Below are 22673 nucleotides of genomic sequence, written 5' to 3' on the forward strand. Positions count from 1 at the left end.
ATGATGCCTGCCGGGCGCGAGCAATCAAATCCGGCAGGCGCTTGCCGCCCCGATGTTCGGCTTCCGAGCGTAAGCGCGTCACCCGCCGTGTCGCATTCGCGTCCAGAGACTTCGCATTCCCTGCCGAACAGGCGCCTGAAAGGGACTATATCGAAGCCAACCAACGGCCTGCCCCACTCCAACGCGCGAAGGCACCCCGTGTAGCCCTCTTTGCATGGACACGTGTCATGAAGCTCTTTTCTCGCCTTTTCGGCGGCAGCCGCCGCGAGATCAACCTCACCACTGCGCTTGAGCGCCAGCGCCTGAACAAGACCATGCCCGGGCAGTCCGGTGCCGTTGCCGGCGCTCGCCTCGGCATTCTGGTTCGCTAGGGACCAAAGCCGCTTCCAGCCGGGGCGAATTTTCCCCGGCTTCCCCCGCCCTGCGCTCTGCAAGTGGCGGCCAGTTCTCGCTTCCGGCGGCGGTGGTCACTCGTCGCCACTCCGGCGCAAAATCCGGCGAATAGGCCGATGTCGCAAATTTAGATTTGCGCCATTTTGTCACCCCATTGACATGCAAGGCTTTTCCTGATGTCGCTTTGCTGATCGCGACATGTTGTTCGCGGATTTGGGAATGCGTGAGGAATCCTTGAACGTCGTAAAGCATCCGATCAAAAGATCGCTTGTATTTTTTCTTATACCTGATTTCACCATGGTCGCTTTTGCGACGGCACTAGATCCACTACGCATTGCGAACCGCATGCTGGGCTACGAAGCCTATCGCTGGCGACTGGCCAGCCTGGATGGCAAGCCGGTGCGCGCTTCCAACGGCGTGGAGTGCTCGGTAAACACCTCGCTGGAGGACGAGCGCCGCAAGATGGCCGGCTCTGACCGCCCGTCCATGGCGGTGGTGTGCACCGGCATGAACGTCGAGAAGTACCACAACAAGTCGGTCTTTGCCTGGCTGCGGGAGGAATACAATCGCGGCGTCGCCATTGGCGGCCTGTGTACCGGCGCCTATGTGCTGGCCGCGGCCGGCCTGCTATCGAACAAGCGCTGCGCGATCCATTGGGAAAACCTGCCCGGCTTCCAGGAAGCCTTCCCCAAGGCCAATGTCTTTGCCGACCTGTTCGAGGTTGACCAGAACATCTACACCTGCGCCGGCGGCACCGCAGCGCTCGACATGATGCTGAAGCTGATCGGCGAGGATTTCGACGAAAGCCTCGTCAACCGTGTCTGCGAGCAGGTGCTGACCGACCGCGTGCGCAGCCCCACCGACCGCCAGCGCCTGCCGCTGCGCGCACGGCTGGGCGTGCAGAACTCCAAGGTGCTGACAATCATCGAACTGATGGAAGCGAACCTGTCGGAGCCGCTTTCGCTGATCGAGATCGCCGACCATGTCGGCCTCTCGCGCCGGCAGATCGAGCGGCTCTTCCGCACCGAAATGGGCCGCTCTCCGGCGCGCTACTATCTGGAAATCCGGCTCGACCGCGCGCGTCACCTGCTGATCCAATCGTCGATGCCGGTGGTGGAAGTGGCGGTGGCCTGCGGCTTCGTCTCGGCTTCGCACTTCTCCAAATGCTACCGCGAGCTCTATGCCCGCTCGCCGCAGCAGGAACGCGTCGACCGCAAGCAGCTCATGGCTGCTTGAAAGCTCTCCGCACGAAACAACAAAGGCCCGGGAAATTCCCGGGCCTTTTGACGTTCGAAGGGCTGGGCAATCGCATATCGCAGAGTCTAACCCCCACTCCGCCTCGCTTCGCTCGGCACCTCTCCCCCTCAAAAGGGGAGAGGAAGGGTGCCAAGCTCGCGGACGGCGCTTCCTCTCCCCGAGCGGGGGAGAGGTGGTTTGCGAAGCAAACCGGAGTGGGGGTCGAATTCTATATGTCATCGCCCTCTCCGCGAAGGGAGAGGGCAAGCTTGCTCAGCTGCGCGGCTTGAGGTTCTCCGGGTCGTAGAGCGGCTTGTAGCCGATGGCGACCACTTCAACCGGGTAGGTCTCGCCGAAATACTCGACGGTCAGCTTCCGGCCTTCCTGGCAATAGGCCCAAGGCAGGTAGGCGAGCGCGATGTTCTTGCCGATGGTCGGGCCGTAGGCGACCGAGGTCGTGTAGGAGCGGCGGCCGAGCTCGTCGACCAGCGTCTCGCCCGTTTCCGGGTCCATCACAGGCATGATGCCGACCGGATAGCGTGCAACGCCCTTGGAGTCGACATTGTCGGTCATGACCAGCGTGCACAGCATGGCCGGCTGATGTGCACGGGCCTTGTACTCCAGGTGCTTGGCCTTGCCGCGGAAGTCGGCCTCCTTGACCTTCGGACGGGCCAGATCGGCCTCGATGAGGTTATACTCAGTGAGCAGGTCCGCATTCTGCAGGCGCAGGCACTTCTCCATGCGGCGGCTGTTGGCGTAGGTCTCCACGCCGAAGGCCATCACGCCGGTCGACCGCAGCGCGTCCCAGACGGCCAGGCCGTCCTCGTAGCGCATGTGCAGTTCCCAGCCCTGCTCGCCGACATAGGAGATGCGGAAGGCGGTGACGTCCTTGCCACCGATCCTGATCGGCTTGATGGCGGCAAAGGGGAAGTTCTCCGGCGTCAGGCCTTCCGGGTCTTCCACGACCTTCTGCAGCGTGGCCCGCGCGTTCGGCCCCCAGATGCCGACGGTGACATACTTCTCGGTCACGTCGGTGATGGTGACGTCAAAACCCTTGTCCTCAGCCACACGGCGCATGTAGTTGAAGTCGCGCGGTCCGGCATCGGCGCCGTCGATCACGCGACACCGGTCGGCCATGCGGATCACGGTCAGGTCGGCGCGCACCATGCCCTCGTCATCGAGGAAGTGGGTGTAGATGCCCTTGCCGATATTCGCGTCGCCACCGATCTTGGCCGCGCACACCCATTCCATCAGGGCGACGTGATCCGGGCCTTCGACGTCGTACATCGCGAAATGCGAGAGGTTCACGATGCCGCAATCCTCGCTCATGGCGAGATGCTCGGCATTGGAGACGCGCCAGAAGTGGCGGTTGTCCCACTCGTTCTCGCGCACCGGCACGCGGTCGCCATACTTCTCCAGCAGATGCTCGTTGGCAGCATAGCCGTGAGCACGCTCCCAGCCGCCAAGTTCCATGAAATAGCCGCCAAGCTCCTTTTCGCGCTCGTAGAAAGGCGAGCGGCGCACGCTGCGGCCGTTGAGATAGGGTTCGCGCGGATGCACCGCCGGATTGTAGATCTTCTGCGCCGATTCCGTGCAGCGCCCGGCGATGTAGTCTTCCTGCGTCTGGTGGGGATAGAAGCGCGAATAGTCTATTCTTGAATGGTCGATGGCCGTGCGGCCGTCGGTCATCCAGTCGGCGATGAGCTTGCCCATGCCGGGGCCGTCCTTGACCCAGATCGCGACGGCATACCACAGCCCCCGAACCTTCTGGCTTTCGCCGATGGACGGGCCGCCGTCGGTGGTCACCTGCAGCAGGCCGTTGAAGGAATGGCCTTCATTGTAGCCAAGCTCGCCAAGGATCGGCGTCAGTTCGATGGCGCGCTCCAGCGGCTCGAGGATCTGCTCCATCTCCAGGTCGCGCTGCGAGGGCGACAGACGGGCCTGATCCTTCTCCAGAAGATCGCGCGGGTGGCAAAGGCGCGGATTGGTTTCCTCGTAATAGCCCCACTCGATCTGCCCGCCCTCGGCGGTCTTGGGGTCGCCGGTGTCGCGCATATAGGCCGAGTTGCCCTGGTCGCGCAGCAGCGGCCAGCCGATCTCCTTGCCAGTGCCTTCGAACTCGTTGTAGGGGCCGAAGAAGGTAAGCGGATGGTCGACCGGCATGACCGGCAGGTCCTCGCCCGCCATCTCGGCGATCAAGCGGCCCCACAGGCCGGCGCAGACCACCACATGGTCGGCCATGATGGTACCGCGATCGGTCACCACGCCCTTGATGCGGCCGTTCTCGATGACGAGCGATTTGGCTGGCGTGTTGGCGAAGGCCTGCAGCTTTCCGGCGGCCACGCCCTGGTCGACCAGCTTGCCGGCAACCGTCTGCGAGCGGGGGATCACCAGACCGGCATCGGGGTCCCACAGGCCGCCCTGCACCATGTGCTCTTCGATCAGCGGGAACTTTTCCTTGATCTCGGCAGGCTCGATCAGGCGGGCGCGCGTGCCGAACGCCTTGCCCGAAGCGACCTTGCGCTTGATCTCGTCCATGCGGCCGTCATCGCCGACGCGAGCGACCTCAAGGCCGCCGATGCGTGCATAATGCCCCATCTTCTCGAAGAACTCGATGGAGTAAAGCGACGTCCAGCATGACAGGAAGTCATGGCTGGTCGCGTAGCAGAAGTCGGAGGCGTGCGCCGTCGAGCCGATATCGGTCGGGATGCCGGACTTGTCGATGCCGACGATGTCGTCCCATCCGCGCTCGATCAGGTGATGGGCGACCGATGCGCCAACAATGCCGCCCAACCCGATGATGACGACTCTCGCTTTTTCCGGAAAACCTGACATTACCCGCGACTCCAAAGTGGTATTGCGGCCGGACTATAAGGCAATGCCGCGCCACCATTGCAGCCTGTTTGCGACACGCCGCAAAAGCAGCGCGACTTATCCGGAACTTGCTTGCGACAGTCCGCACAGCAACAGCCCATCCCGTCGATAGACGGCTTGTTAACCACGCGCGGCAACAATGCAGCCGCCGCCGTGCGGCTTGTCCACGGCGGGCTGGTTTCGGGTGGGAAGAGCGGGCGCATGGCGACAATCACGGAACAGGCGCGAAAGGCTTCGCGCGGATCGGTCCTCGGATCTCCACTCGCAGTGCTTGCGGCGGTTCCGGTGGTGCTTGCATGCTTGCTCATGTTGCCGCTCAGCGTGCCCATCGGCCCGATGTACTGGGACCTTTTCATCTATTTCGACGCGGCCAACCGCATCTTCGACGGCCAGGTGCCCAGCAACGACTTCTTCACGCCCGTCGGCCCGCTCGGCTACTACGTCTTTGCCGGCGCGGCGTGGCTGTTTCCCAACGCCCAGCCGGCGCTGCTGGCGCACTGGTGCTGGCTGGTCGTCACCGCCCCCCTGATGGCGATAGTGGTGCAACAGGTCGGCCAGCGATCGCGCGGCACCGCCTTTGCGCTGTTGGTGCCGTTCCTGGTGTTCGCGGTGCTGCCTTTCAACACGCGCGACTTCTATCCCTATCCGGGCTCGGATGGCTTCGGCATCTACAACCGGCAGGCCAGCCAACTGCTCTACGTCCTTGCCGCAGCCCTGATCTTCGTGCGCAACCAGCGCGTTCTTGCTCTGGTCGTGACGCTGGCGATGCTCGCGCTATTCTTCGGCAAGATCACCGGCGCGGTAGCGGGCGGTTTGCTCTGCGTCTTCGCCTTCCTGACGGGCCGCATCTCGCTGCGCTACGCGGCGACATCGGCCCTCGGCTTCCTGGCCGTGCTGGGGGCAATCGAATTTTCGACAGGCCTTGTCTCGAACTACGTCGCCGACATACTGGCGCTTGTGGCCATGAACGAGAGCACGCTGGCGCCGCGCTTCGCGCAATCGGCTTCGCTCAATTTCGGCGTGGCGATGACCGGACTCCTGCTCGCCACCGTGGTGCTTTACGCCGAGCGGCAGCGTCTGGCGTCCGCAGTCGCGGGCATTCGGCAGGAACGGAGCGCACGAGCGGTCGCCAAGCTGCTCGACAACGACGCGTTCTGGCTCGTCGCCGTGCTCTTCGCCGGCATTTTCTTCGAAACGCAGAACACCGGAAGCCAGGCGATGATCCTGGTGTGGCCCGCCGTGCTGGCCGTTCTGCTCAAGGCGGGGCGCATGTTCGCCACGCCGAAACTGCTGATCGCCACCATGGCGCTCGCCGGCGCATGCGTGCTGCCGCCTCTGGTCAACACGGTAGAGCGCGCCGCACGCACCTATGGCGGCGCGGCGAAGAATGTCGAGCTGCCGCACGGGCACCTCAAGACCCTCGGTTCCGTAAGCGCGCGGCCGGAGGTCATGCAGCGGGCAATGCGGATGCTGCCCTTCCTGGCCGAGCATCGCGAGCCGTTCGATCGCTTCACCGAGATGGGGGAACTGCCTGCCCCCCTGCTCTATTCGGATTTCGATTTCCAGATCGGGCATCTTGTAAGCACCGACCGCGCCGTGGGCAGCCTCCTCGACCTGGAACAGCAGGCGGGCATACGCTTCGACACGATCATGAACCTCAACTTCGTCAACCCTTATCCGTGGCTGATGGACCGCAGCGCGCCGATGCACCTGGCCATCGGCGCTGATCCCTACCGCGCGGTGCCCGAAACCGGCTCGCAGGAGCTGGAAGCAGTACGAAACGTTGACATCGCGCTGCTGCCGACCTGCCCGCTGACAACCGCCAATGCACGGCTTCTGGAGCTCTATGGCGAAGGCCTGAAGGATCACACGCGCATCCGGCTGGACGACTGCAATGACGCCTTCGTCCACCCGCGCCTGGCGGGGAAGCTGCCGGCTCGTTAGGACGACGCCCCTAAATGACCTGGCTTTTGACGAAGTCCTTCACGATGGCGACGATGCCGCGCGACAGGAGATCGTCCAGCGAATCCACCAGCCTGTCGACATGCTCGCGCTGGCAGATCAGCGGCGGCAGCAGGCGCACGACATTGCGGTTGTACTCGGTGAAGGCAACCAGCACGTCGTAGTCGCGCAGCAGCAGCGCGCCTACGAAACCCGACAGCGAGCCCTTCAGCTTGTCGTCGAGCATGCTGACGACAGGGCGAAGCACCATCGGCAGGGTCTGAGAAAAGTCCTGGAATTCCAGGCCGACCATGAAACCCTTGCCGCGGACTTCCTTGATGATCTTCGGATATTTTTCCTGCAGCGCCTGCAGGCGCTGGAGCAGGTAGTCGCCGGTGACGGCGGCGTTCTCGATCAGGCCCTCGTCGTAGAGCACGTTCAGCGTTTCGATGGCGGTGATGGACGCCTCGCCGATACCGCCGAAGGTAGCGGCGGCATGGATCATGGCGGTCTTCGGCGTGCCATAGGCCTTCATGTAGACCTCGCGGCGCGCGATCATCGCGGCCATGGCCGACTTCCCGCCGCCCAGCGACTTGGCGACCGCGGTGATGTCCGGCACCACGCCGTAGTGCTCGAAGGCATAGAAGCGACCCGAACGGCCGACGCCGCACTGCACCTCGTCGGCCACCCACAGCACGCCGTACTGGTCGCACAGCGCGCGCAGCTTCTGCCAGAATTCGGCTGGCGCCTGCACGATGCCGCCGCCGCCCTGGATCGTCTCCAGCACGATCACGCCAATCTCGGGATCCGACCTGAACGCCCGCTCGACCGCATCGATATCGCCGAAGGGCACGCGCACCGTGTTGTCCGTCACCTTGAACTCGGCGCGGTAGAGCTGGCCGTCGGTGATGGAAAGCACGCCCTTGGTCTTTCCGTGGAAAGAGTTCTCCGCATAGACGATCTTCGGCCGCCTGGGCCCGGCGACGCGCTCGGCAAGCTTGATTGCCGCCTCCATGGCCTCGGAGCCGGATGAGCCGAGGAAGACCATGTCGAGGTCGCCCGGCGAGATCTGCGCCAGATTGTGCGCAAGGGCCGCCGCATATTGCGACATGAAGGCAATTGCGATCTCGTGCCGGTTTTCTTCCTGGAACTTCAACCGCTCGGCCAGGATGCGCGGGTGGTTGTGACCGAGCGCCAGCGAGCCGAAGCCGCCGAAGAAGTCGAGGATTTTCCGGCCATTGGCGTCGATGTAATACATGCCCTCGGCGCGCTCGATCTTCACCTTGTGGAAGCCCAGCAGCTTCATGAAATGCAGCTGTCCGGGGTTGAGATGCGCCTTGAACAGGTCGGTCATGCGCGCGACGTCCATCGCCTTGGCCTGTTCCACGGTGATGAGATCCGGCTTGGCGATGCTCGCAGGCGACAGCGCCGGCGCGGCGACCTGGCTCAGACTGTCATCGGCATTCGGCTTGGTCATGACATTCATCTCAACTCTCCCCCTGTGGCCGGATCACTCGGCCGCGACGCTGGCTGCGGCGACGGCGTTGCTGTCCTTCCTGGCACGGTATTCCTTGTATGCGGCGATCAGCATGTCCTCGTCGCGATACTGCGGCACCCAGCCCAGTTCCCGCTCGCCCTTGGAGACGTCGAGCACGCATTCCTCGTCGGCGATGAGATACTGCTCCGGGTCCATGATCGGCATGTTGATCAGGTCGAGCAGGTCGAGCGTGCGCTTCACCGCCCAGCCGGGCGTCGGCAGCAATATCGACTTCGATCCGGCCGAGCGGATGAGATCGCCAAGGAGCTTGCGGACCGGCGGCGGATTGAGCGAGCCGAGATTATAGGCCTCGTTGGGCACGCCGGCCTTCCACGCAAGCCGCGCTGCCTCGGCGCAGTCGAACACCGAGATGAACTGGTAGGGGTTGCGGCCCGACCCGATCATCGGCACCGGCAGGTTCCAATCGATCAGCTTGAACAGCTTTTCGAGGATGCCGAGTCGTCCGGGGCCGATGATGAGGCGTGGGCGGAACAGCGAAATGTTCATGCCGCGCTCTCGCCATTCGGCGGCAAGTTCCTCAGTCTTCAGCTTGGAAAGGCCGTATTCGCCAAGCGGCTCAACCGGATGCTCCTCGGCCATCGGAAAGGTCTTGGTGTGGCCGTAGATCATGTCGGTGGTGTAGTGGACCAGGTTTGGCGCGCCAGCCTTGTCCATCGCGAAGATGATGTTCTCGGTGCCGTGATAGTTCACCGGCCAGAAAAACTCGTGGCGCTTGGCGCGCACCTGGATGGGCGACAGCATCTTGGCCGACAAATTGTAGACCATGTCGTCGGCCTTGAGGCCGAGCCCGGCCACGGCCACGGAATCGGTCACGTCGCAATGCACGAAGCGGACGTTGCGGTAATGCGGCAGGTCGCTCTTCACGATGTCAGCGACGATCACCTCCTGGCCGTCCGCCAGAAGCTTCGGTGCGAGATGGCGGCCGACAAAGCCGTCGCCGCCGAAGATCACATGTCTCATTGCGCAAGCTCACTTGTTTGAACGGGATTGGTCGCCGCGACATCCGCACGCTCGCGACCGCTCTGGGCGATCAGCACCGTGCCGACGCAGATGAAGCCGATGCCGGCGATGCGCCAGGCGTTGAGGTCTTCGCGGAAGACGAAATAGGCAAACACCGCCACGGCCACATAGGCGAGGCTGAGGAAGGGATAGGCGAAGGACAGCTCGACCTTGGACAGCACATAGAGATGCGAGGCCATCGAGATGACGAAGGTGAGCAGCCCGGCAAACACCCACGGGCTGAAAACGATCTGCAGCATCTTCAGCAGCGGATTGGTGCCTTCGAAGGAGATCGGGCCGAGCGTCATCATGCCCTGCTTCAGCATCAACTGGGCGGCGGCGTTGGTCATGACTGTGAAGAGTATGAATGCGATGTACTTCATATCACGTCCCTAGGACACAAGCCCGAAAGACTTGGTGAAACATTTGCTTCAACTTTAACGAATCCCAGTTCCGGCCTTTCTCATTCGGCCGCCTGTTGACGACCCCAACCGCCAAGCGCCAGCGCCGTGCGCGTCCAGAAACCCGAAACGAAGGCAGGGTCGCGCAGCACCTCGAGCCGCCGCCAGTCCGGAAACGAAGCTTCGAAAGTGTCAGACCCCATGCGCGCGTCCTTGTAGGGGTTGACCGCGCCCCCGGCCGCCACCGTAATGGCATCGAGACGGGTGAGCAGTGCAAGCGTCGCAGGCCCCCGGTTGGGAAAATCGAGCGTCAGCGTGTAGCCGGGTCGCGGGAACGACAGCAGGCCCGGCGAGCGCTGCGCGCCGAAGCGTTTCAGCACGGTAAGGAACGACCCCTGCCCGGCATCCTGCGCAGCCGCAAGCAGGTTCGGGATGGCCTGCCGCGCGGTCTCTTCCGGAATGACGCTCTGGTGCTGGAAAAGCCCTTTTGGGCCGTAGAGCCGGTTCCAGTTCCGCACCCCGTCGAGCGGGAAGAAGAAGCTTCGATAGGGCGCCCTGCGCGGACCGGCGGCCCTGCCCTTGCCCCTGCGATAGGCCGCATTGAAGACTTTCAGGAAAGGCCGGTTGAGCAGGTTGATTGGCGGCTGGAAGGGCACTCCCAGCTTGCCACCGGAAGCGCCCGCCGCCTGCGCACCGTGCTCGGCATGATTGCCGGTCAGCAACAGGCCGCGCCCGCTGCCACGACCACCGGCAAGCTGGTCGATCCAGGCAACCGCATATTCGTTGGCGCCATCCGCAGCTTCGGCGAGGTCGAAATATTCAGCCAGGTCACGAAACCGCGTCACCTGCTCGATGACGTCCAGCGACGGCACGCGCATCAGGCTGACCCTCGCCGACAGGATGAGGCCCGTCAGCCCCATGCCGCCGATGGTCGCTGCAAACAGGCGAGGGTTCTCGGAGGCAGAGCATTTGTAACTGCGGCCGTCCGAACGCAGCAGCGTGAAGGAGACGACATGACAGCCGAAGGTGCCGCGACGATGATGGTTCTTGCCGTGCACGTCGTTGGCGATGGCGCCGCCCAGCGTGACGAACTGCGTGCCCGGCACGACTGCCGGAAAGAACCCATGTGGCGCGGAATGAGCGATAATATCAGAAAGCAGCGCGCCTGCCTCCGCCTCGACCACGCCGCTCTCCGCATCGAAAGAAAGAATGCGGTTCATGCCGCGCGTATCGACCAGGAAGCCGGCAGGGTTCTGGCAGGTGTCGCCATAGGAGCGGCCGTTGCCATAGGCCAGCAGCGAGCCCGGCCCTACGCGGCCGCTCTTCAGCAGCGCCACGGCGTCTGCCACCGGCATGGCGCGCGGCGTTGCCGGGCTGGCCCGGCCGAAGCTCTCGTAGGAACCCGTCACGGCGCCAGCACCGCCGCAAGCAGCATGACGGCACCAGCGCCTACCATGAGCTGGCTGCGCCAGTCGCGGATGATGAACACGACCGGGTCCTCATCCATTTCGCCGCGCCGCGCAAGTATCCAGACCCGCATGGTGAGATACAGAACCACCGGAGCCAAGGGCCACACCATCCAGGGATGGGAGTAGAGCTCGCGCACCGCCGCGCTGTCGATATAAAGGGCGAGCACCAGCGTGGCCGAGAAAGCGGCGGCCATTCCGGCCTGGGCGATTACTTCCTGGTCTTCCACCCGGTAGCCCCTGCCCGCGATACGCTCGCCCGGCACAAGCTCGGTGGAACGCAACTCGACATAGCGCTTCACCAGCGCCAGCGACAGGAAGAAGAAGATGGAGAAGGCCAGCAACCAGAATGAGACGTCGACGCCCGTGGCAGCCGCGCCCGCCAGAATACGCACGGTGTAGAGCCAGGCAAGCGTCAGCACGTCGATCAGCAGCATGCGCTTGACGGCCAGCGAGTAGGCCGTGGTGGCGACGAAATAGCCGGCCAGCACGGCGCCAAACTCCCAGGGCAGGAACAGCGCCGCCGCCACGCTGATAGCCAGCAGAACAGCCACCGATGCCAAGCCGAACGGTATAGAAAGAACACCGCTGGCGAAGGGCCGGCTGCGTTTCGTGGGATGCCGCCTGTCGAGCGCGAGGTCGAAGAAGTCGTTGACGATATAGATGGCAGACGCCATCGCGCTGAAGGAGATGAAGGCCAGAAGGCAGGCGGCAAGCATGCCGGGCTGGAAATAGTCATGCGCCAGCACCATCGGCACGACGATCAACGTATTCTTCAGCCACTGATGCGCCCGCAGCATCTTGAGCACGGTGCGCAGGCTTGCGCGCGGCGCAGCAATCAGGTCGCCGCCATGCGCCGCCTGCCAGCGCGCGGCACGCCTGTCGGGCGCCACCACCAAAGCCTGGCGCGCGGCGTCAAAAACCTGAAGGTCGTGACGGCTGTTGCCCGCATAGTCGAAACCGCCGTCCCCGTAAGCGGCTACCAGCGCAGCGCGCTTGCGCCCGGAGGTCAGGTTTTCCGGCCCTTCCGTTGCGAACACGCTCTCGAACAGGCCGAGATGCGCTGCCACCGCTTCCGCGAACTTTCGTGGCGAACCGGTGGCCAGGACGATCCTGCGGCCCGCGGCGCGTTCCCCCCGCAGGCGCTCGATCAGCTCTTCGCGGTAGGGCAGCGAGGCGGCGTCGATGTCGATGCGCGCTGCAATAGCCTGCTTCAGCGCGGCCGGACCGCGCAGCAGCCACAGCGGCACCATGAACACCAGCAGTGGGTTCTTGCGCAGAAGAACGAACAAGCTTTCCCAGAGCAGATCGCCGGCAATCAGCGTGCCGTCGAGATCGACGGCCAGCGGTATCGCATCGTGATGAGATCGCGTGTCCATGGCTGCCCCGCGCTGCCTGTTGGAGGCCGCGATAAATTTCAGCGGCCTGGCGGGATATAGCTTCGGTGGCGCTAGGGAAGGTTAAACGGGGATGCGCACGACTGCACTTTTGCTTTGCATCGTTAAGAGTCCGCTACCGGAAAAACGAAAGGCCGGGCAGACCCGGCCTTGTGGAATATGCGAGCCGAAGGGCTATCTGATGCGGGCAACTCCACCTGAGATTTCGATGGTCTCGGCCCCTGTAAGGGCCTCCCGGTCGCCATTGGGCAAGGTGACGAAGCAGCCGTTGAAGCAGAAATCGACAGTTTCGCCGGCGCCGATCGCCAATTCGGACTTGCTGCCGCCTTCCGTGACGATGATCGTGCGCGGCTCCTGGTCTCTGTTAAGAGCGCTTGCGCCGAAGGCAACGCCACCCGCGCCGACGAGGGTCAAGGCTGCAAGGATAATAGTCCTCATTGCGATCATCGGTGTCGCCACCGCCTCTGTTGGGTCGCAGGGCTTATCGCCCTTTGCCGCGATCTTATAAGGGTTCCAATCTGAACGGCAACTGAATGACACGTTCATGCCACAATTTGATCACGCCGGATCCGGTTTCCTGCGCCTGCTTGCGGGTTGCTTTTGCTTGGCCGCGGCCTTGGCGCTGAGCTGTTCCAGGTACTCGGCTTCCGCCTTTTCGTCGTCCACGGGCCATTCGGTGAGTTGCGGGATCGCCTTCATCGTGACCTCGCGGCGCACGAAAGGAATCTGGATGTTCTCCTTCTCGAAGGCCTCAAGAATTGCGAAGCGGATGTCATTCTGCACGATCGAACCGTTGCCGATGTCCGACAGGAACATGCGCATCTCGAAATTGAGCGAGGACTCGCCGAAAGCTGCAAACAGCACGAACGGCTCGGGGTTCTTCAGCACCAGCGGATGGCTGCGCGCGATATCGAGCAGAACCTCGTGCACCCGCTTGACGTCCGAGCCGTAGGCCACGCCGACCGGGATCTCGATGCGCCCGAGCTTGTTGCGATGCGTCCAGTTGCCGACCGCGCCGTTGATCAGCTCGGAGTTGGGCAGGATCACGGTCTGGCGCTGGAAGGTCTCGATCTCGGTGGCGCGCACGCTGATCTTCTTGACCGTGCCCGAGACCGCCCCTGCAACGATCCAGTCACCGGCCTTGAAGGGGCGCTCGGCCAGCAGGATCAGCCCCGAGACGAAATTCGACACCACGTTCTGAAGGCCGAAACCGATACCGAGCGAGAGACCGCCGGCGACCAGCGCGAGGCTGGACAGGTCGATACCCGCAGACGATATGCCGATCAGCGCCGCCAGCGCTATGCCGGCATAGCCGATCACGGTGCGGATGGAGTTGCGCACGCCGGCATCCACCTTGCCGCGCGCCATTACGGAGCCATCGAGCCAGCCCTGGAACCACCGGGTGATGAAATAGCCGAGCACGAAGACGACGGCGCCCGTGACGAGCGCAAGCGGCGAGAATGAGAATGTGCCGATCCGGAAGCCGGTGGCCAGCTTGCTGAGCCAGGCCGCCATATCTGCGGGCTTGAAGCCCCACTGCAGCAGCACCAGCGGCAGGAACACCATGACGATGAGGATGTTGATCGCCGCGCTGACGACGAGGCCGAGTTGGTCCAGCGTCGTCTCTTCCATGTCGAAGCGCGAGTTGAGCCAGCCGCCGATCGGCGTCTCGGCGAAGCTGCCTTCTTCAGAAATGGCGCGCGAAGAGAGGAAGCCGATATAGGCGGTGGCAAGCATCGCGCCGGTGATGACGATCTGCTGCGATACGAATTGCGCCAGGCTGACATAGCCGAGCAACGCCGAGACGATGGTGGCAATGCCGATGCCATACAGGAAATAGCGCAGCGCGGCCGGCCAAGGGCGGGATGCGCCGCTTTCGTCGGCAAAGGGCCTGACAACGCCGATCAGCACCAGAAGCACGCCAACGACGAGCGACGCGATCAGGCTTTTGACGATGGTGACCGAAAGCGGCGAGCTCAGCGTTTCGCTGACCAGCCCCATGAAATAGTCGAGGCCGACGACCACGGCCGTTGCAGTCATCAGCCAGACCAGCAGGCGCGCCGCGCGCGACTCGATCGGGATCAGCCGCCAGTTCGACATGTCCGGCGAGAGCGCGGCATGGCTCAGCCGATTGACGAAAAAGGCGACGAACAGCACGAAGAACACGCCGCCGATGAGAAGGCCGATGTCGCCGCGCAGCACGTTGAAATAGTTGTAGAGCGCCACGGTTCCGGCCAGGAACACGCCCATCGCCAGCGTCGGCAGCAGGGTCGACCAGAACGCGACCGAAAGCCGGCTGAGATAGGACGGGGCTTCCAGCACGGGGTCGCGGTTGATCAGCCTGCCGAACAGGCGCCTTCCGCCGAACTGCAGCACCGCGGCCGCAAGCAGCGCGAAGAAAGTCGCCGCCACCACGGCGCGATACTTGAACTGCACCACGAAGCGCAGCCATGAGGAAACCGTGTTGTAGAGGCGGGAAAACTCCCACTGCACAGCATGGCCGACCTCGCCGTCCAAGGCGCTGCTCAGTTCATAGCGCTTGGTCAGCATGTTGGTGAACAGGTCGCGGCGCAGCCCGGCAACCTTGTTGAGCTGTCCGTTGACGCGAACCGACAAATCCTCGGCCTTGCCGAGCACCACGTTGATCTCGGCCTTTTCGGTCGTCAGCGCGCGGCGCTCATTGGCCACCATTTCCGGTTCGGGCGGCTGGCCTTCTGCCGGCGCGCTGCCCAACTGGCCGATGCGCGAGTTGATTTCGGTCAGGCGCGGGCGGAAGGCGACGCCGCTTTCCAGGAGCGACTTGTCGACCGCTTCGAGCTGACTGCGGATTTCCACCAGTGCAGCATCGTCGCCGCTCTTCGCCTCGATCTTCTTGTCGAGCGCGTCGACCTGCTTGGTTAGATCCTCGATCTTCTGGCGCTGTTCGGCCACCACGCCCGCGGATGGCGACGCGACCGGTGCGTGCGCTGCCGGCGCGGCGGGGCTTACTGCGGGCTGCGAGGAGGCAGGCGCCTCGGGCGCCGGCTGCTGCGCATGAGCAACGAGCCCGTTGCTGCCGACAAGGGCGACCAAGACAAACAACGCGGCAAGCCGCTTGAGGATCGGGAGGCGAAGCTGACGATACAAAGGGTTCACAAACGGTTTCTCGATGGGCACCAGTGATAAAGACGGCTGGACAACGGAGCAAGCCGCTTGATCGGCTCCGAGGTCGGCCATACGAAAGGCCGTGGCGCAAAATTGGCGCTGGCGCGGCCGGAGTGCCATTACTGTGCGCGGCACCCAAAACCGGATGGCATGGAATCATGGCGGAATATTCGGTCTTCTCGCTTCTGAAGAACGCGTTCTCTGGAAACCGCGACTGGAAGCCTGCCTGGCGCAAGCCGGAGCCCAAGCCCTCCTACGACGTGCTCGTGATCGGCGGTGGCGGGCATGGGCTTTCGACCGCCTACTATCTCGCCAAGGAACACGGCATCACCAATGTCGCGGTGCTGGAGAAAGGCTATCTCGGCTCGGGCAATGTCGGCCGCAACACCACTGCCGTGCGCTCCAACTATCTCCTGCCGGAAAACATCCGCTTCTATGAACACTCCATGAAGCTGTGGGAGAACCTTTCCCACGACCTCAACTACAACGTCATGTTCTCGCAGCGCGGCGTGCTGAACCTTGCGCACACCCCTGGCCAGCTTGACGACTATGCGCGCCGCGGCAACGCCATCGTCCATTCCGGCGCCGACTCCGTGCTCATGACGCCAGCCGAGATAAAGCGCCTGATGCCCGGCATCGACATTTCGGCATCGGCGCGTTTCCCGATCATCGGCGGGTTGATGCAATGGCGCGCAGGCACCGCCCGTCACGACGCGGTGGCCTGGGGCTATGCGCGCGGCGCCGACAGGCGCGGCGTAGACATTCTGGAGAATTGCGAGGTCACCGGCTTCATCAAGGATGGCGACCGCGTTGTCGGCGTCACCACCACGCGCGGCGAGATCCGAGCCAAGAAAGTGGCGGTGGCCGTTGCCGGTTCCACCGGCCATGTCATGAGCATGGCCGGCATCGACAGGCTGCCGATCGAAAGCCATGTCTTGCAGGCCTTCGTGTCGGAGTCGCTAAAACCGTTCCTCGATACGGTGGTGACCTTCGGCATGGGCCATTTCTACATCGGCCAGTCCGACAAAGGCGGCCTGATCTATGGTGGCGACCTCGACGGCTACAACAGCTACGCGCAGCGCGGAAACCTGCCCATCGTGGAGGAGGTGAACAGCGAGATGCTCGCCCTGTTCCCCAGCCTTGCGCGCGTGCGCGTGCTGCGCTCCTGGGGCGGCGTGTGCGACATGTCGATGGACGGCTCGCCGATCATCACCAACGGCCCCCTGCCCGGCATGTATCTGAACTCCGGCTGGTGCTACGGCGGGTTCAAGGCAACGCCCGCCTCCGGCTGGTCCTTTGCGTACACCATCGCCAAAGACGAGCCGCACGAAATCAACGCGCCCTTCACGCTTGACCGGTTCCACCGCGGCGCGATCATCGACGACAAGGGCGTGGGCTCGACCCCGCGCCTGCACTGAGCGGAGATTTGCGATGCTGATCACCTGCCCCTATTGCGGCCCGCGCGACGTCTCCGAATACACCTATCAGGGTGACGGCAACCGCACGCGCCCGGACCCTTCCTCCACCGACCAGGAGGCATGGAACGCCTATGTCTACGACCGGCTGAACCCGCGCGGCGAGCACCAAGAAATCTGGCAGCATTCGGGCGGCTGCCGCGCGCATCTCAAGGTCACGCGTAACACGCTGACGCATGTGATTTCGAGCGTCGGCTTCGCGCGCGATGCCGGGCACCGCAAGTCGGATGGCCATCGCAAGACGGGAGCCAAGGCATGAGCCCGCGCCGCGCCGTATCGGGCGGTCGGATCGACCGCCTGCGCACCGTCCGCTTCACCTTCGACGGCAAGCCCTACACCGGCCATGCGGGCGATACCCTGGCCTCCGCCCTGCTTGCCAATGGTGTGACGCTGTTCGGCCGCTCGTTCAAATACCACCGGCCGCGCGGCGTGCTGACCGCCGGCGTGGAAGAGCAGAATGCGCTTGTGACCGTGCTGAGCGGCGGTGTGCGCGAGCCCAACATTCCGGCCACTACGATCGAGATCTATGACGGGCTTGTGGCAGAGAGCCAGAACCGGTTCCCGTCGCTCGCCTTCGACATCGGCGCGATCAACCAGCTCGGAAGCAAGGTGCTGGGTGCGGGCTTCTACTACAAGACCTTCATGGGTCCGGTGATCGGCCCGCTCAAGGGCACCCGCTTCTGGATGTTCTGCGAATATTTCATCCGCCGCGCCGCGGGCCTAGGCCGTGCTGGTACGGAAAAGGACCCGTCGCGCTACGAGCGCATGAACGCCTTCTGCGACGTGCTGGTGGTTGGCGCTGGCCCGGCCGGGCTGATGGCGGCGAGAGCGGCCGCCGACAAGGGCGGGCGTGTCATCCTCGCCGATCTGGACGCCACGCCAGGTGGCTCGGCCAATTGGTCGGACGAGACCATCGACGGCATGGCCGCCGCCGACTGGGCGGCCGCCATGCTGCGCGACCTGAAGGGACGGGACAATGTGGGCGTGCTGCCGCGCACCACCGTCTGGGGCTATTACGACAGCAACACCATGGCCGCCCTGGAGCGGGTTTCCGACCACAAGCTCGCCCCCGCCAAGGGCGAGCCGCGGCATCGCCATTGGACCATCCGCGCGCAAGCGGTGGTGCTGGCCACCGGCGCTTTGGAGCGGCCGCTCGTGTTCCCCGGCAACGATCGACCGGGCGTGATGCTGGCGGGAGCCGCCGAGCGCTACGTCAACCAGTATGGCGTACTGCCGGGTCGCAAGGTCGCGATCTTCACCAACAACGACAGCGCCTATCGCACCGCCCTTGCGCTGAAGAAGGCAGGCGGCGATGTCACCGCCATCATCGACATCCGCGACCAGGTCTCGGACGCTGCGCGCGACATTGCCGGCAAGGTGGGCGGCGAGCACATTCTTGGGGCTGCCGTGATCGACACCGAAGGCGGCAAACAGCTGAGTGGCATCAAGGTCCAGCGCATCGACGCCGCAACCGGCAATCTGTCGGGCGATCCGCGCAACATCCAGGCCGACTGCCTGCTGGTCTCGGGCGGCTGGTCGCCGACGATCCATCTCGCCAGCCAGGCCGGCCTCAATCCGGTCTGGGACGACGAACTGCAGGCCTTCCTGCCGCCGCAAGCGACGCAGAACTGGGTCGGCGCCGGTGCCTTCAACGGCAGCTTCTCAACTGCCAAAGCCCTGGCCGAAGGGCACGCTGCCGGTCTCAAGGCGACTGGCGCTCCGGCCGCCGACATCGAACCGCCGGCAGTCGACGACGATGGGCTCGACCCGACCCCCGCGCCAGTGCTGGAGATCAAGGCCAAGGGCAAGGCCTTTGTCGACCACCAGCACGACGTGACGGCCGACGATGTGCGCCTCGCCCATCAGGAAGGTTTCGTCTCGGTCGAACATCTGAAGCGCTACACCACGCTCGGCATGGCGACCGACCAGGGCAAGAGCTCCAACGTGCCCGGCCTTGCCATCATGGCCGACGCGCTTGGAAAGCAGATTCCGGAAGTCGGCACGACACGCTTCCGCCCACCCTTCGCGCCGGTTTCGGTGGGCTCGCTGGCCGCCGAACGCTACGGCGACATCAGGCCCGACCGGCTGACGCCGATGCACGACTGGCACCTCGAAAATGGCGCGACCATGTATGGCGCCGGCCTCTGGCACCGGCCGATGGTCTACGCCCTGCCGGGCGAGACGGTCGAACAGGCCTATGTGCGCGAGACGAAGACCGTGCGCGAGGGCGTCGGGCTGGTCGATGTCTCCACGCTCGGCAAGATCGCCGTGCAGGGGCCGGATGCGGGCGAATTCCTCGACCGCGTCTACACCAACATGTTCTCCACCCTGCCGGTCGGAAAGGCCCGCTACGGCCTGATGCTGCGCGAGGACGGCTTTGTCCTTGACGACGGCACGACCTGGCGGCTGGGCCAGCACGACTTCCTGATGACCACCACCACCGCCAATGCCGGCAAGGTGATGCAGCATCTGGAATATCTGCTCGACGTGGTGTGGCCGGAGCTGAAGGTGCAACTCACCTCCGTGACCGACCAGTGGGCGGGTGCGGCAATCTCCGGCCCGCGCTCGCGCGATGTGCTGGCGGCTTGCGTGACCGGCACCAAGGTGGACAACGAGACGCTGCCCTTCATGGGCATCGTGTATGGCGAGATCGACGGCGCACCGGTGATGATCTGCCGGCTCTCCTTCTCTGGCGAGCTGGCCTATGAGGTCTATTGCGGCGCGGGCCACGGCACCCATGTCTGGGAAGCGCTGATGAAGTCCGGCAAGCCATTGGGCATCGTGCCCTATGGTCTCGAAGCGCTGGGCACCATGCGCATTGAAAAGGGCCATGTCACCGGCGCCGAGATCGACGGCCGCACCACTGCGCGCGACCTGCATCTGGACTGGATGCTGTCGAAGAAGAAGCCTTTCGTCGGCTCGGCCATGATGGACCGCGAAGGGCTTGTCGGCGAAGGCCGGCTGCAACTGGTCGGTATCGTCCCGCTCGACAACCGCCCGGTGAACGGCGGCGCGCATATCGTCGAGGAACTGCATGAGGACGGCCCGCGCGGCTCGATCGGCCATGTCACGGCCATGTGCTATTCGCCGACGCTCGGCAAATACATCGCGCTGGCGCTGGTGAAGGACGGCAAGAGCCGTCGCGGCACCCGCGCCTTCGTCTCCGACCCGCTGCGCAAGCGTTTTGGGCCGGTCGAGATCGTCAGCCACCATTTCTATGACCCGGAAGGGAGCCGCATGCGTGGTTGAGCAGGAATCTCCGCTGAAGCCGGTGTGGAAGCCCGGCTCGCATGGCAATTTTTCCAATGGCGTCGGCCTCTATCTGTCGGAAACGATGCCCGGCTCCATCGTGCAGCTCGCGGCTTGGCCTGGCGAGGAAAAGGCCATCATCGCGGCCATCAGGAAGGTGGCGGGGCTGACGCTGCCGGATGGCGCCGGCGGCGGCGCACCGGGCGACGCCAAGGCGGCCTTCGGCTTCGCGCCCGGAAAATTCCTCGTGGTGGACGAGAAGGAAGGGCTGGCGGACGCCTTTGGCAAGGAGATCGACAACTCTGTGGGCACCGTCACCGACCTGTCGCATGGCCGCACCGCAATCCGCATCGCCGGCCCGAAGGTGGAGTGGGTACTGGCGAAATTCTTCGCCATCGATTTTTCTGGCACCGCCTTCCCGGTCGGCGCAGGCCGCTCGACGGTGCATCACGATATCTTCGCGATGATCCAACGCACGGCGCCGACGCAGTTCGACCTATACGTCTTCCGCTCCTTCGCGCGCAGCTTCTGGACCGCGCTGTGCCGGGCGTCGGAGGAAGTCGGCTACGACGTACGCTAACCGGGAGGGCGCAAAGCGCCATCTCCAGGGAGGAGAAAATGATGGAATTCATCAACTCGCATGAAGCCAGGGCAATCAAGCTGCCATTCAGCCAGGCTGTGCGCGTCGGCGATGTTCTTTACCTCTCCGGCGCGCTCGGCAATCGGCCCGGAACGCTGGAGCTTGTACCGGGCGGGATGGAAGCGGAGGCCCGCCAGACCATGGAGAACATCGGCGCGATCCTGGAGGAAAACGGGCTTAGCTTCGCCGACGTGTTCAAATGCACGGTGATGCTGGCCGACATGTCGAATTGGGCCGAGTTCAACAAGGTCTATGTCAGCTACTTCGATCCGGACCGCCTGCCGGCGCGTTCGGCATTTGGAGTCAGCGGCCTTGCGCTCGGCGCGCAGGTGGAACTGGAATGCTGCGCCTATATCGGCGGCAAACGCTGAGGCCGCCTCACTTCCAGAACGTGACCCACTCCTCCTGCGGGGCGCGGTCGGTGCGGAACGTGCTTTCAGGCTTGGTCGTGTCCTCGTGGCCGAGCGCCATGCCGCAGACCACGATTTCCTCATCGGGAATATTCAGGATAGGCCTGATCTGCTGGTGATAGGGCGCAAACGCCGCCTGCGGGCAGGTGTGCAGCCCCCTCGCCCGCGCGGCGATCATGATGTTCTGCAGGAACATGCCGTAGTCGATCCACGAGCCCTGGTTGAGCCGGCGGTCGATGGTGAAGATCATGCCCACGGGCGCGTCGAAGAAGATGAAGTTGCGGTCGTGCTGCGCGCGCATGCGCTCCACCTCGCGCCGGCCGATGCCGAGCGCGCTGTAGAGGCCGAAGCCATTGGCGCGGCGGCGCGCCAGATAGGGCTCGAAGAACTGGTCGGGATAATATTTGTACTCGTCCCAGACCGCCTTTTCGGCACGGATGCCCGAATTCAGGATCGCGTCGCCGATGCGCTGCTTGGTCTCGCCCTGGGTGACATAGACCTTCCACGGCTGCATGTTGGTGCCGGACGGCGCGCGAGCGGCGACATCGAGGATCTCGCAGATCGTCTGGTCGTCCACAGGCGTGGGCAGAAACGCCCGCACCGAGCGGCGCGACACGATCGCCTCATCGACGTCATCTGCCACATCATTCGAATTCGCCCCGGTTCCGCGTGCAAGCATGACCTTTTCCTTCTCGATACGGTCCGCAACCGGAACGCCCCCCTCGCCCCCGGTCGCCCCAGCATTTGCACCAGCCCAACCGCTCTCGCAAGCAATACCTGCATCGCGTGAAATTCCGCTTGAATTTTTCATCGAACTGTCATCTGGTGAAATTTGAGGAGAAATTTTCATGTCGCCGCAAAAGGCCCGACATTCAGCGACCGACAACCCGTCCGAAAGCGGCGCCAACGCGCTGCTGGCGCGCGATCTGCGTGCGCTGCGCAAGGGGCGCGGACTGACGCTTTCGGAAGTCGCGCTGACGCTCGGCCGCTCGGTCGGCTGGCTGAGCCAGGTCGAGCGCGGCCTGTCGACGCCATCCATCGGCGACCTGCGCGCCTTTGCGGAGCTGTTCGGCGTGCCGGTCAGCCTATTCTTCGGCCATGATGTGCCCGACGAGGCAGAACGCGGCGTGATCGTGCGCGCCGGCCGCCGCCGCTCGCTGGGCACGAGCGAAACCGGCCTGGTGGAAGAACTGCTGTCTCCGGACCTCGGCGGCAGCTTCGAGATGCTGCGTTCCGAATTCGCGGCCGGGGCGGAGCTGAAGAAGTCCGCCAACCGGCCGACCGAGGAAGCGGGCTATGTAGTGTCCGGCGTTTTCGACGTCGAGATCGACGGCACGTGGCACCACCTCGCCGTGGGCGACAGCTTCAGGTTTGAGGGCAAGCCGTTTCGGTGGCGAAACCCGGGCAGCGAGCCGGCTGTGGTGATCTGGGTGATCTCGCCGCCGGTCTATTGAGGAATATCGGAATTACACGGGCCCGGCAGAGGAGCC

Annotated in this window: 18 protein-coding genes; 9 read left to right on the plus strand and 9 right to left on the minus strand. The window is 64.1% G+C overall.

Annotated features, from left to right (window positions below; all coding sequences use genetic code 11):
• Positions 1–227: 227 nt before the first annotated feature.
• Together AC3A4H_RS08250 and AC3A4H_RS08255 are read left to right on the plus strand one after the other, a co-directional pair.
• A complete protein-coding gene (locus AC3A4H_RS08250; RefSeq protein WP_348777218.1) occupies positions 228–371 on the plus strand; it encodes a hypothetical protein in 144 nt (47 codons plus the stop codon).
• 241 nt (positions 372–612) lie between these two features.
• Complete coding sequence (locus AC3A4H_RS08255) at positions 613–1629, plus strand: GlxA family transcriptional regulator (RefSeq protein ID WP_348777219.1); 1017 nt, start codon at positions 613–615, stop codon at positions 1627–1629.
• Between the two features lie 273 nt (positions 1630–1902).
• On the opposite strand, the gene AC3A4H_RS08260 is transcribed toward AC3A4H_RS08255, so the two are convergent.
• Entirely contained in the window at positions 1903–4464 is a 2562-nt protein-coding gene (locus tag AC3A4H_RS08260; RefSeq protein WP_487766265.1) for a GcvT family protein, read from the minus strand.
• A gap of 240 nt (positions 4465–4704) precedes the next feature.
• Here AC3A4H_RS08260 and AC3A4H_RS08265 point away from each other — a divergent pair, with 240 nt between their 5' ends.
• On the plus strand, positions 4705–6447 hold the full coding sequence (locus AC3A4H_RS08265) for a hypothetical protein (protein WP_487766266.1): 1743 nt from the start codon (positions 4705–4707) through the stop codon (positions 6445–6447).
• 10 nt (positions 6448–6457) lie between these two features.
• Here AC3A4H_RS08265 and AC3A4H_RS08270 read toward each other — a convergent pair whose 3' ends face one another.
• The 7 genes from AC3A4H_RS08270 to AC3A4H_RS08300 form a co-directional block, all read right to left on the minus strand.
• Positions 6458–7930: an aspartate aminotransferase family protein gene (locus AC3A4H_RS08270; protein WP_487766267.1), complete on the minus strand. Its 1473-nt coding sequence runs from the start codon at positions 7928–7930 to the stop codon at positions 6458–6460.
• A gap of 24 nt (positions 7931–7954) precedes the next feature.
• Complete coding sequence (locus AC3A4H_RS08275) at positions 7955–8962, minus strand: NAD-dependent epimerase/dehydratase family protein (protein ID WP_487766268.1); 1008 nt, start codon at positions 8960–8962, stop codon at positions 7955–7957.
• Positions 8959–9384: an EamA family transporter gene (locus tag AC3A4H_RS08280; RefSeq protein WP_487766269.1), complete on the minus strand. Its 426-nt coding sequence runs from the start codon at positions 9382–9384 to the stop codon at positions 8959–8961. Before AC3A4H_RS08280 ends, AC3A4H_RS08275 begins: the two co-directional genes overlap by 4 nt.
• Positions 9385–9464: 80 nt before the next feature.
• Positions 9465–10811 carry an FAD-binding oxidoreductase gene (locus AC3A4H_RS08285; protein WP_487766270.1) on the minus strand — a complete coding sequence of 449 codons (1347 nt, stop codon included), beginning with the start codon at positions 10809–10811 and terminating at the stop codon, positions 9465–9467.
• Positions 10808–12247: a UbiA family prenyltransferase gene (locus tag AC3A4H_RS08290; RefSeq protein WP_487766271.1), complete on the minus strand. Its 1440-nt coding sequence runs from the start codon at positions 12245–12247 to the stop codon at positions 10808–10810. Before AC3A4H_RS08290 ends, AC3A4H_RS08285 begins: the two co-directional genes overlap by 4 nt.
• 192 nt (positions 12248–12439) lie before the next feature.
• Positions 12440–12703: a hypothetical protein gene (locus AC3A4H_RS08295; protein ID WP_487766350.1), complete on the minus strand. Its 264-nt coding sequence runs from the start codon at positions 12701–12703 to the stop codon at positions 12440–12442.
• 120 nt (positions 12704–12823) lie between these two features.
• Positions 12824–15481, minus strand: a complete 2658-nt coding sequence (locus AC3A4H_RS08300; protein WP_487766272.1) for a mechanosensitive ion channel family protein — start codon at positions 15479–15481, stop codon at positions 12824–12826.
• An 86-nt stretch (positions 15482–15567) separates the two neighbouring features.
• Between AC3A4H_RS08300 and AC3A4H_RS08305 the strand changes: the two genes are divergently transcribed.
• From AC3A4H_RS08305 to AC3A4H_RS08325, 5 genes are read left to right on the plus strand one after another with little or no spacing between them, the layout of a single operon-like run.
• Positions 15568–16827, plus strand: coding sequence for a sarcosine oxidase subunit beta family protein (locus AC3A4H_RS08305; protein ID WP_487766273.1), 1260 nt, complete (start codon positions 15568–15570; stop codon positions 16825–16827).
• 13 nt (positions 16828–16840) lie between these two features.
• Entirely contained in the window at positions 16841–17143 is a 303-nt protein-coding gene (locus AC3A4H_RS08310) for a sarcosine oxidase subunit delta family protein (RefSeq protein WP_487766274.1), read from the plus strand.
• Entirely contained in the window at positions 17140–20133 is a 2994-nt protein-coding gene (locus tag AC3A4H_RS08315; RefSeq protein WP_487766275.1) for a sarcosine oxidase subunit alpha, read from the plus strand. Before AC3A4H_RS08310 ends, AC3A4H_RS08315 begins: the two co-directional genes overlap by 4 nt.
• A complete protein-coding gene (gene soxG / locus AC3A4H_RS08320; RefSeq protein ID WP_487766276.1) occupies positions 20126–20713 on the plus strand; it encodes a sarcosine oxidase subunit gamma family protein in 588 nt (195 codons plus the stop codon). The genes AC3A4H_RS08315 and soxG overlap by 8 nt, the downstream gene beginning before the upstream one ends.
• A 38-nt stretch (positions 20714–20751) precedes the next feature.
• Entirely contained in the window at positions 20752–21144 is a 393-nt protein-coding gene (locus AC3A4H_RS08325) for a RidA family protein (protein ID WP_487766277.1), read from the plus strand.
• A gap of 7 nt (positions 21145–21151) precedes the next feature.
• Here the strand turns inward: AC3A4H_RS08325 and AC3A4H_RS08330 are convergent, their stop codons facing one another.
• A complete protein-coding gene (locus tag AC3A4H_RS08330) occupies positions 21152–21862 on the minus strand; it encodes a nitroreductase (protein WP_487766278.1) in 711 nt (236 codons plus the stop codon).
• A 169-nt stretch (positions 21863–22031) separates the two neighbouring features.
• Here AC3A4H_RS08330 and AC3A4H_RS08335 point away from each other — a divergent pair, with 169 nt between their 5' ends.
• Entirely contained in the window at positions 22032–22637 is a 606-nt protein-coding gene (locus AC3A4H_RS08335; RefSeq protein WP_487766279.1) for a helix-turn-helix domain-containing protein, read from the plus strand.
• Positions 22638–22673 lie beyond the last annotated feature (36 nt).

The sequence above is a fragment of the Pseudaminobacter sp. Soil_N_29 genome, assembly GCF_057656055.1.

Coding starts and splice junctions, on each gene's coding strand:
- AC3A4H_RS08250 (WP_348777218.1), top strand. CDS start 228: ATGAAGCTCTTTTCTCGCCTTTTCGGCGGCAGCCGCCGCGAGATCAAC.
- AC3A4H_RS08255 (WP_348777219.1), top strand. CDS start 613: ATGCGTGAGGAATCCTTGAACGTCGTAAAGCATCCGATCAAAAGATCG.
- AC3A4H_RS08260 (WP_487766265.1), bottom strand. CDS start 4,464: ATGTCAGGTTTTCCGGAAAAAGCGAGAGTCGTCATCATCGGGTTGGGC.
- AC3A4H_RS08265 (WP_487766266.1), top strand. CDS start 4,705: ATGGCGACAATCACGGAACAGGCGCGAAAGGCTTCGCGCGGATCGGTC.
- AC3A4H_RS08270 (WP_487766267.1), bottom strand. CDS start 7,930: ATGAATGTCATGACCAAGCCGAATGCCGATGACAGTCTGAGCCAGGTC.
- AC3A4H_RS08275 (WP_487766268.1), bottom strand. CDS start 8,962: ATGAGACATGTGATCTTCGGCGGCGACGGCTTTGTCGGCCGCCATCTC.
- AC3A4H_RS08280 (WP_487766269.1), bottom strand. CDS start 9,384: ATGAAGTACATCGCATTCATACTCTTCACAGTCATGACCAACGCCGCC.
- AC3A4H_RS08290 (WP_487766271.1), bottom strand. CDS start 12,247: ATGGACACGCGATCTCATCACGATGCGATACCGCTGGCCGTCGATCTC.
- AC3A4H_RS08295 (WP_487766350.1), bottom strand. CDS start 12,703: ATGAGGACTATTATCCTTGCAGCCTTGACCCTCGTCGGCGCGGGTGGC.
- AC3A4H_RS08300 (WP_487766272.1), bottom strand. CDS start 15,481: ATGGCCGACCTCGGAGCCGATCAAGCGGCTTGCTCCGTTGTCCAGCCG.
- AC3A4H_RS08305 (WP_487766273.1), top strand. CDS start 15,568: ATGGCGGAATATTCGGTCTTCTCGCTTCTGAAGAACGCGTTCTCTGGA.
- AC3A4H_RS08310 (WP_487766274.1), top strand. CDS start 16,841: ATGCTGATCACCTGCCCCTATTGCGGCCCGCGCGACGTCTCCGAATAC.
- AC3A4H_RS08315 (WP_487766275.1), top strand. CDS start 17,140: ATGAGCCCGCGCCGCGCCGTATCGGGCGGTCGGATCGACCGCCTGCGC.
- AC3A4H_RS08325 (WP_487766277.1), top strand. CDS start 20,752: ATGATGGAATTCATCAACTCGCATGAAGCCAGGGCAATCAAGCTGCCA.
- AC3A4H_RS08330 (WP_487766278.1), bottom strand. CDS start 21,862: ATGCTTGCACGCGGAACCGGGGCGAATTCGAATGATGTGGCAGATGAC.
- AC3A4H_RS08335 (WP_487766279.1), top strand. CDS start 22,032: ATGTCGCCGCAAAAGGCCCGACATTCAGCGACCGACAACCCGTCCGAA.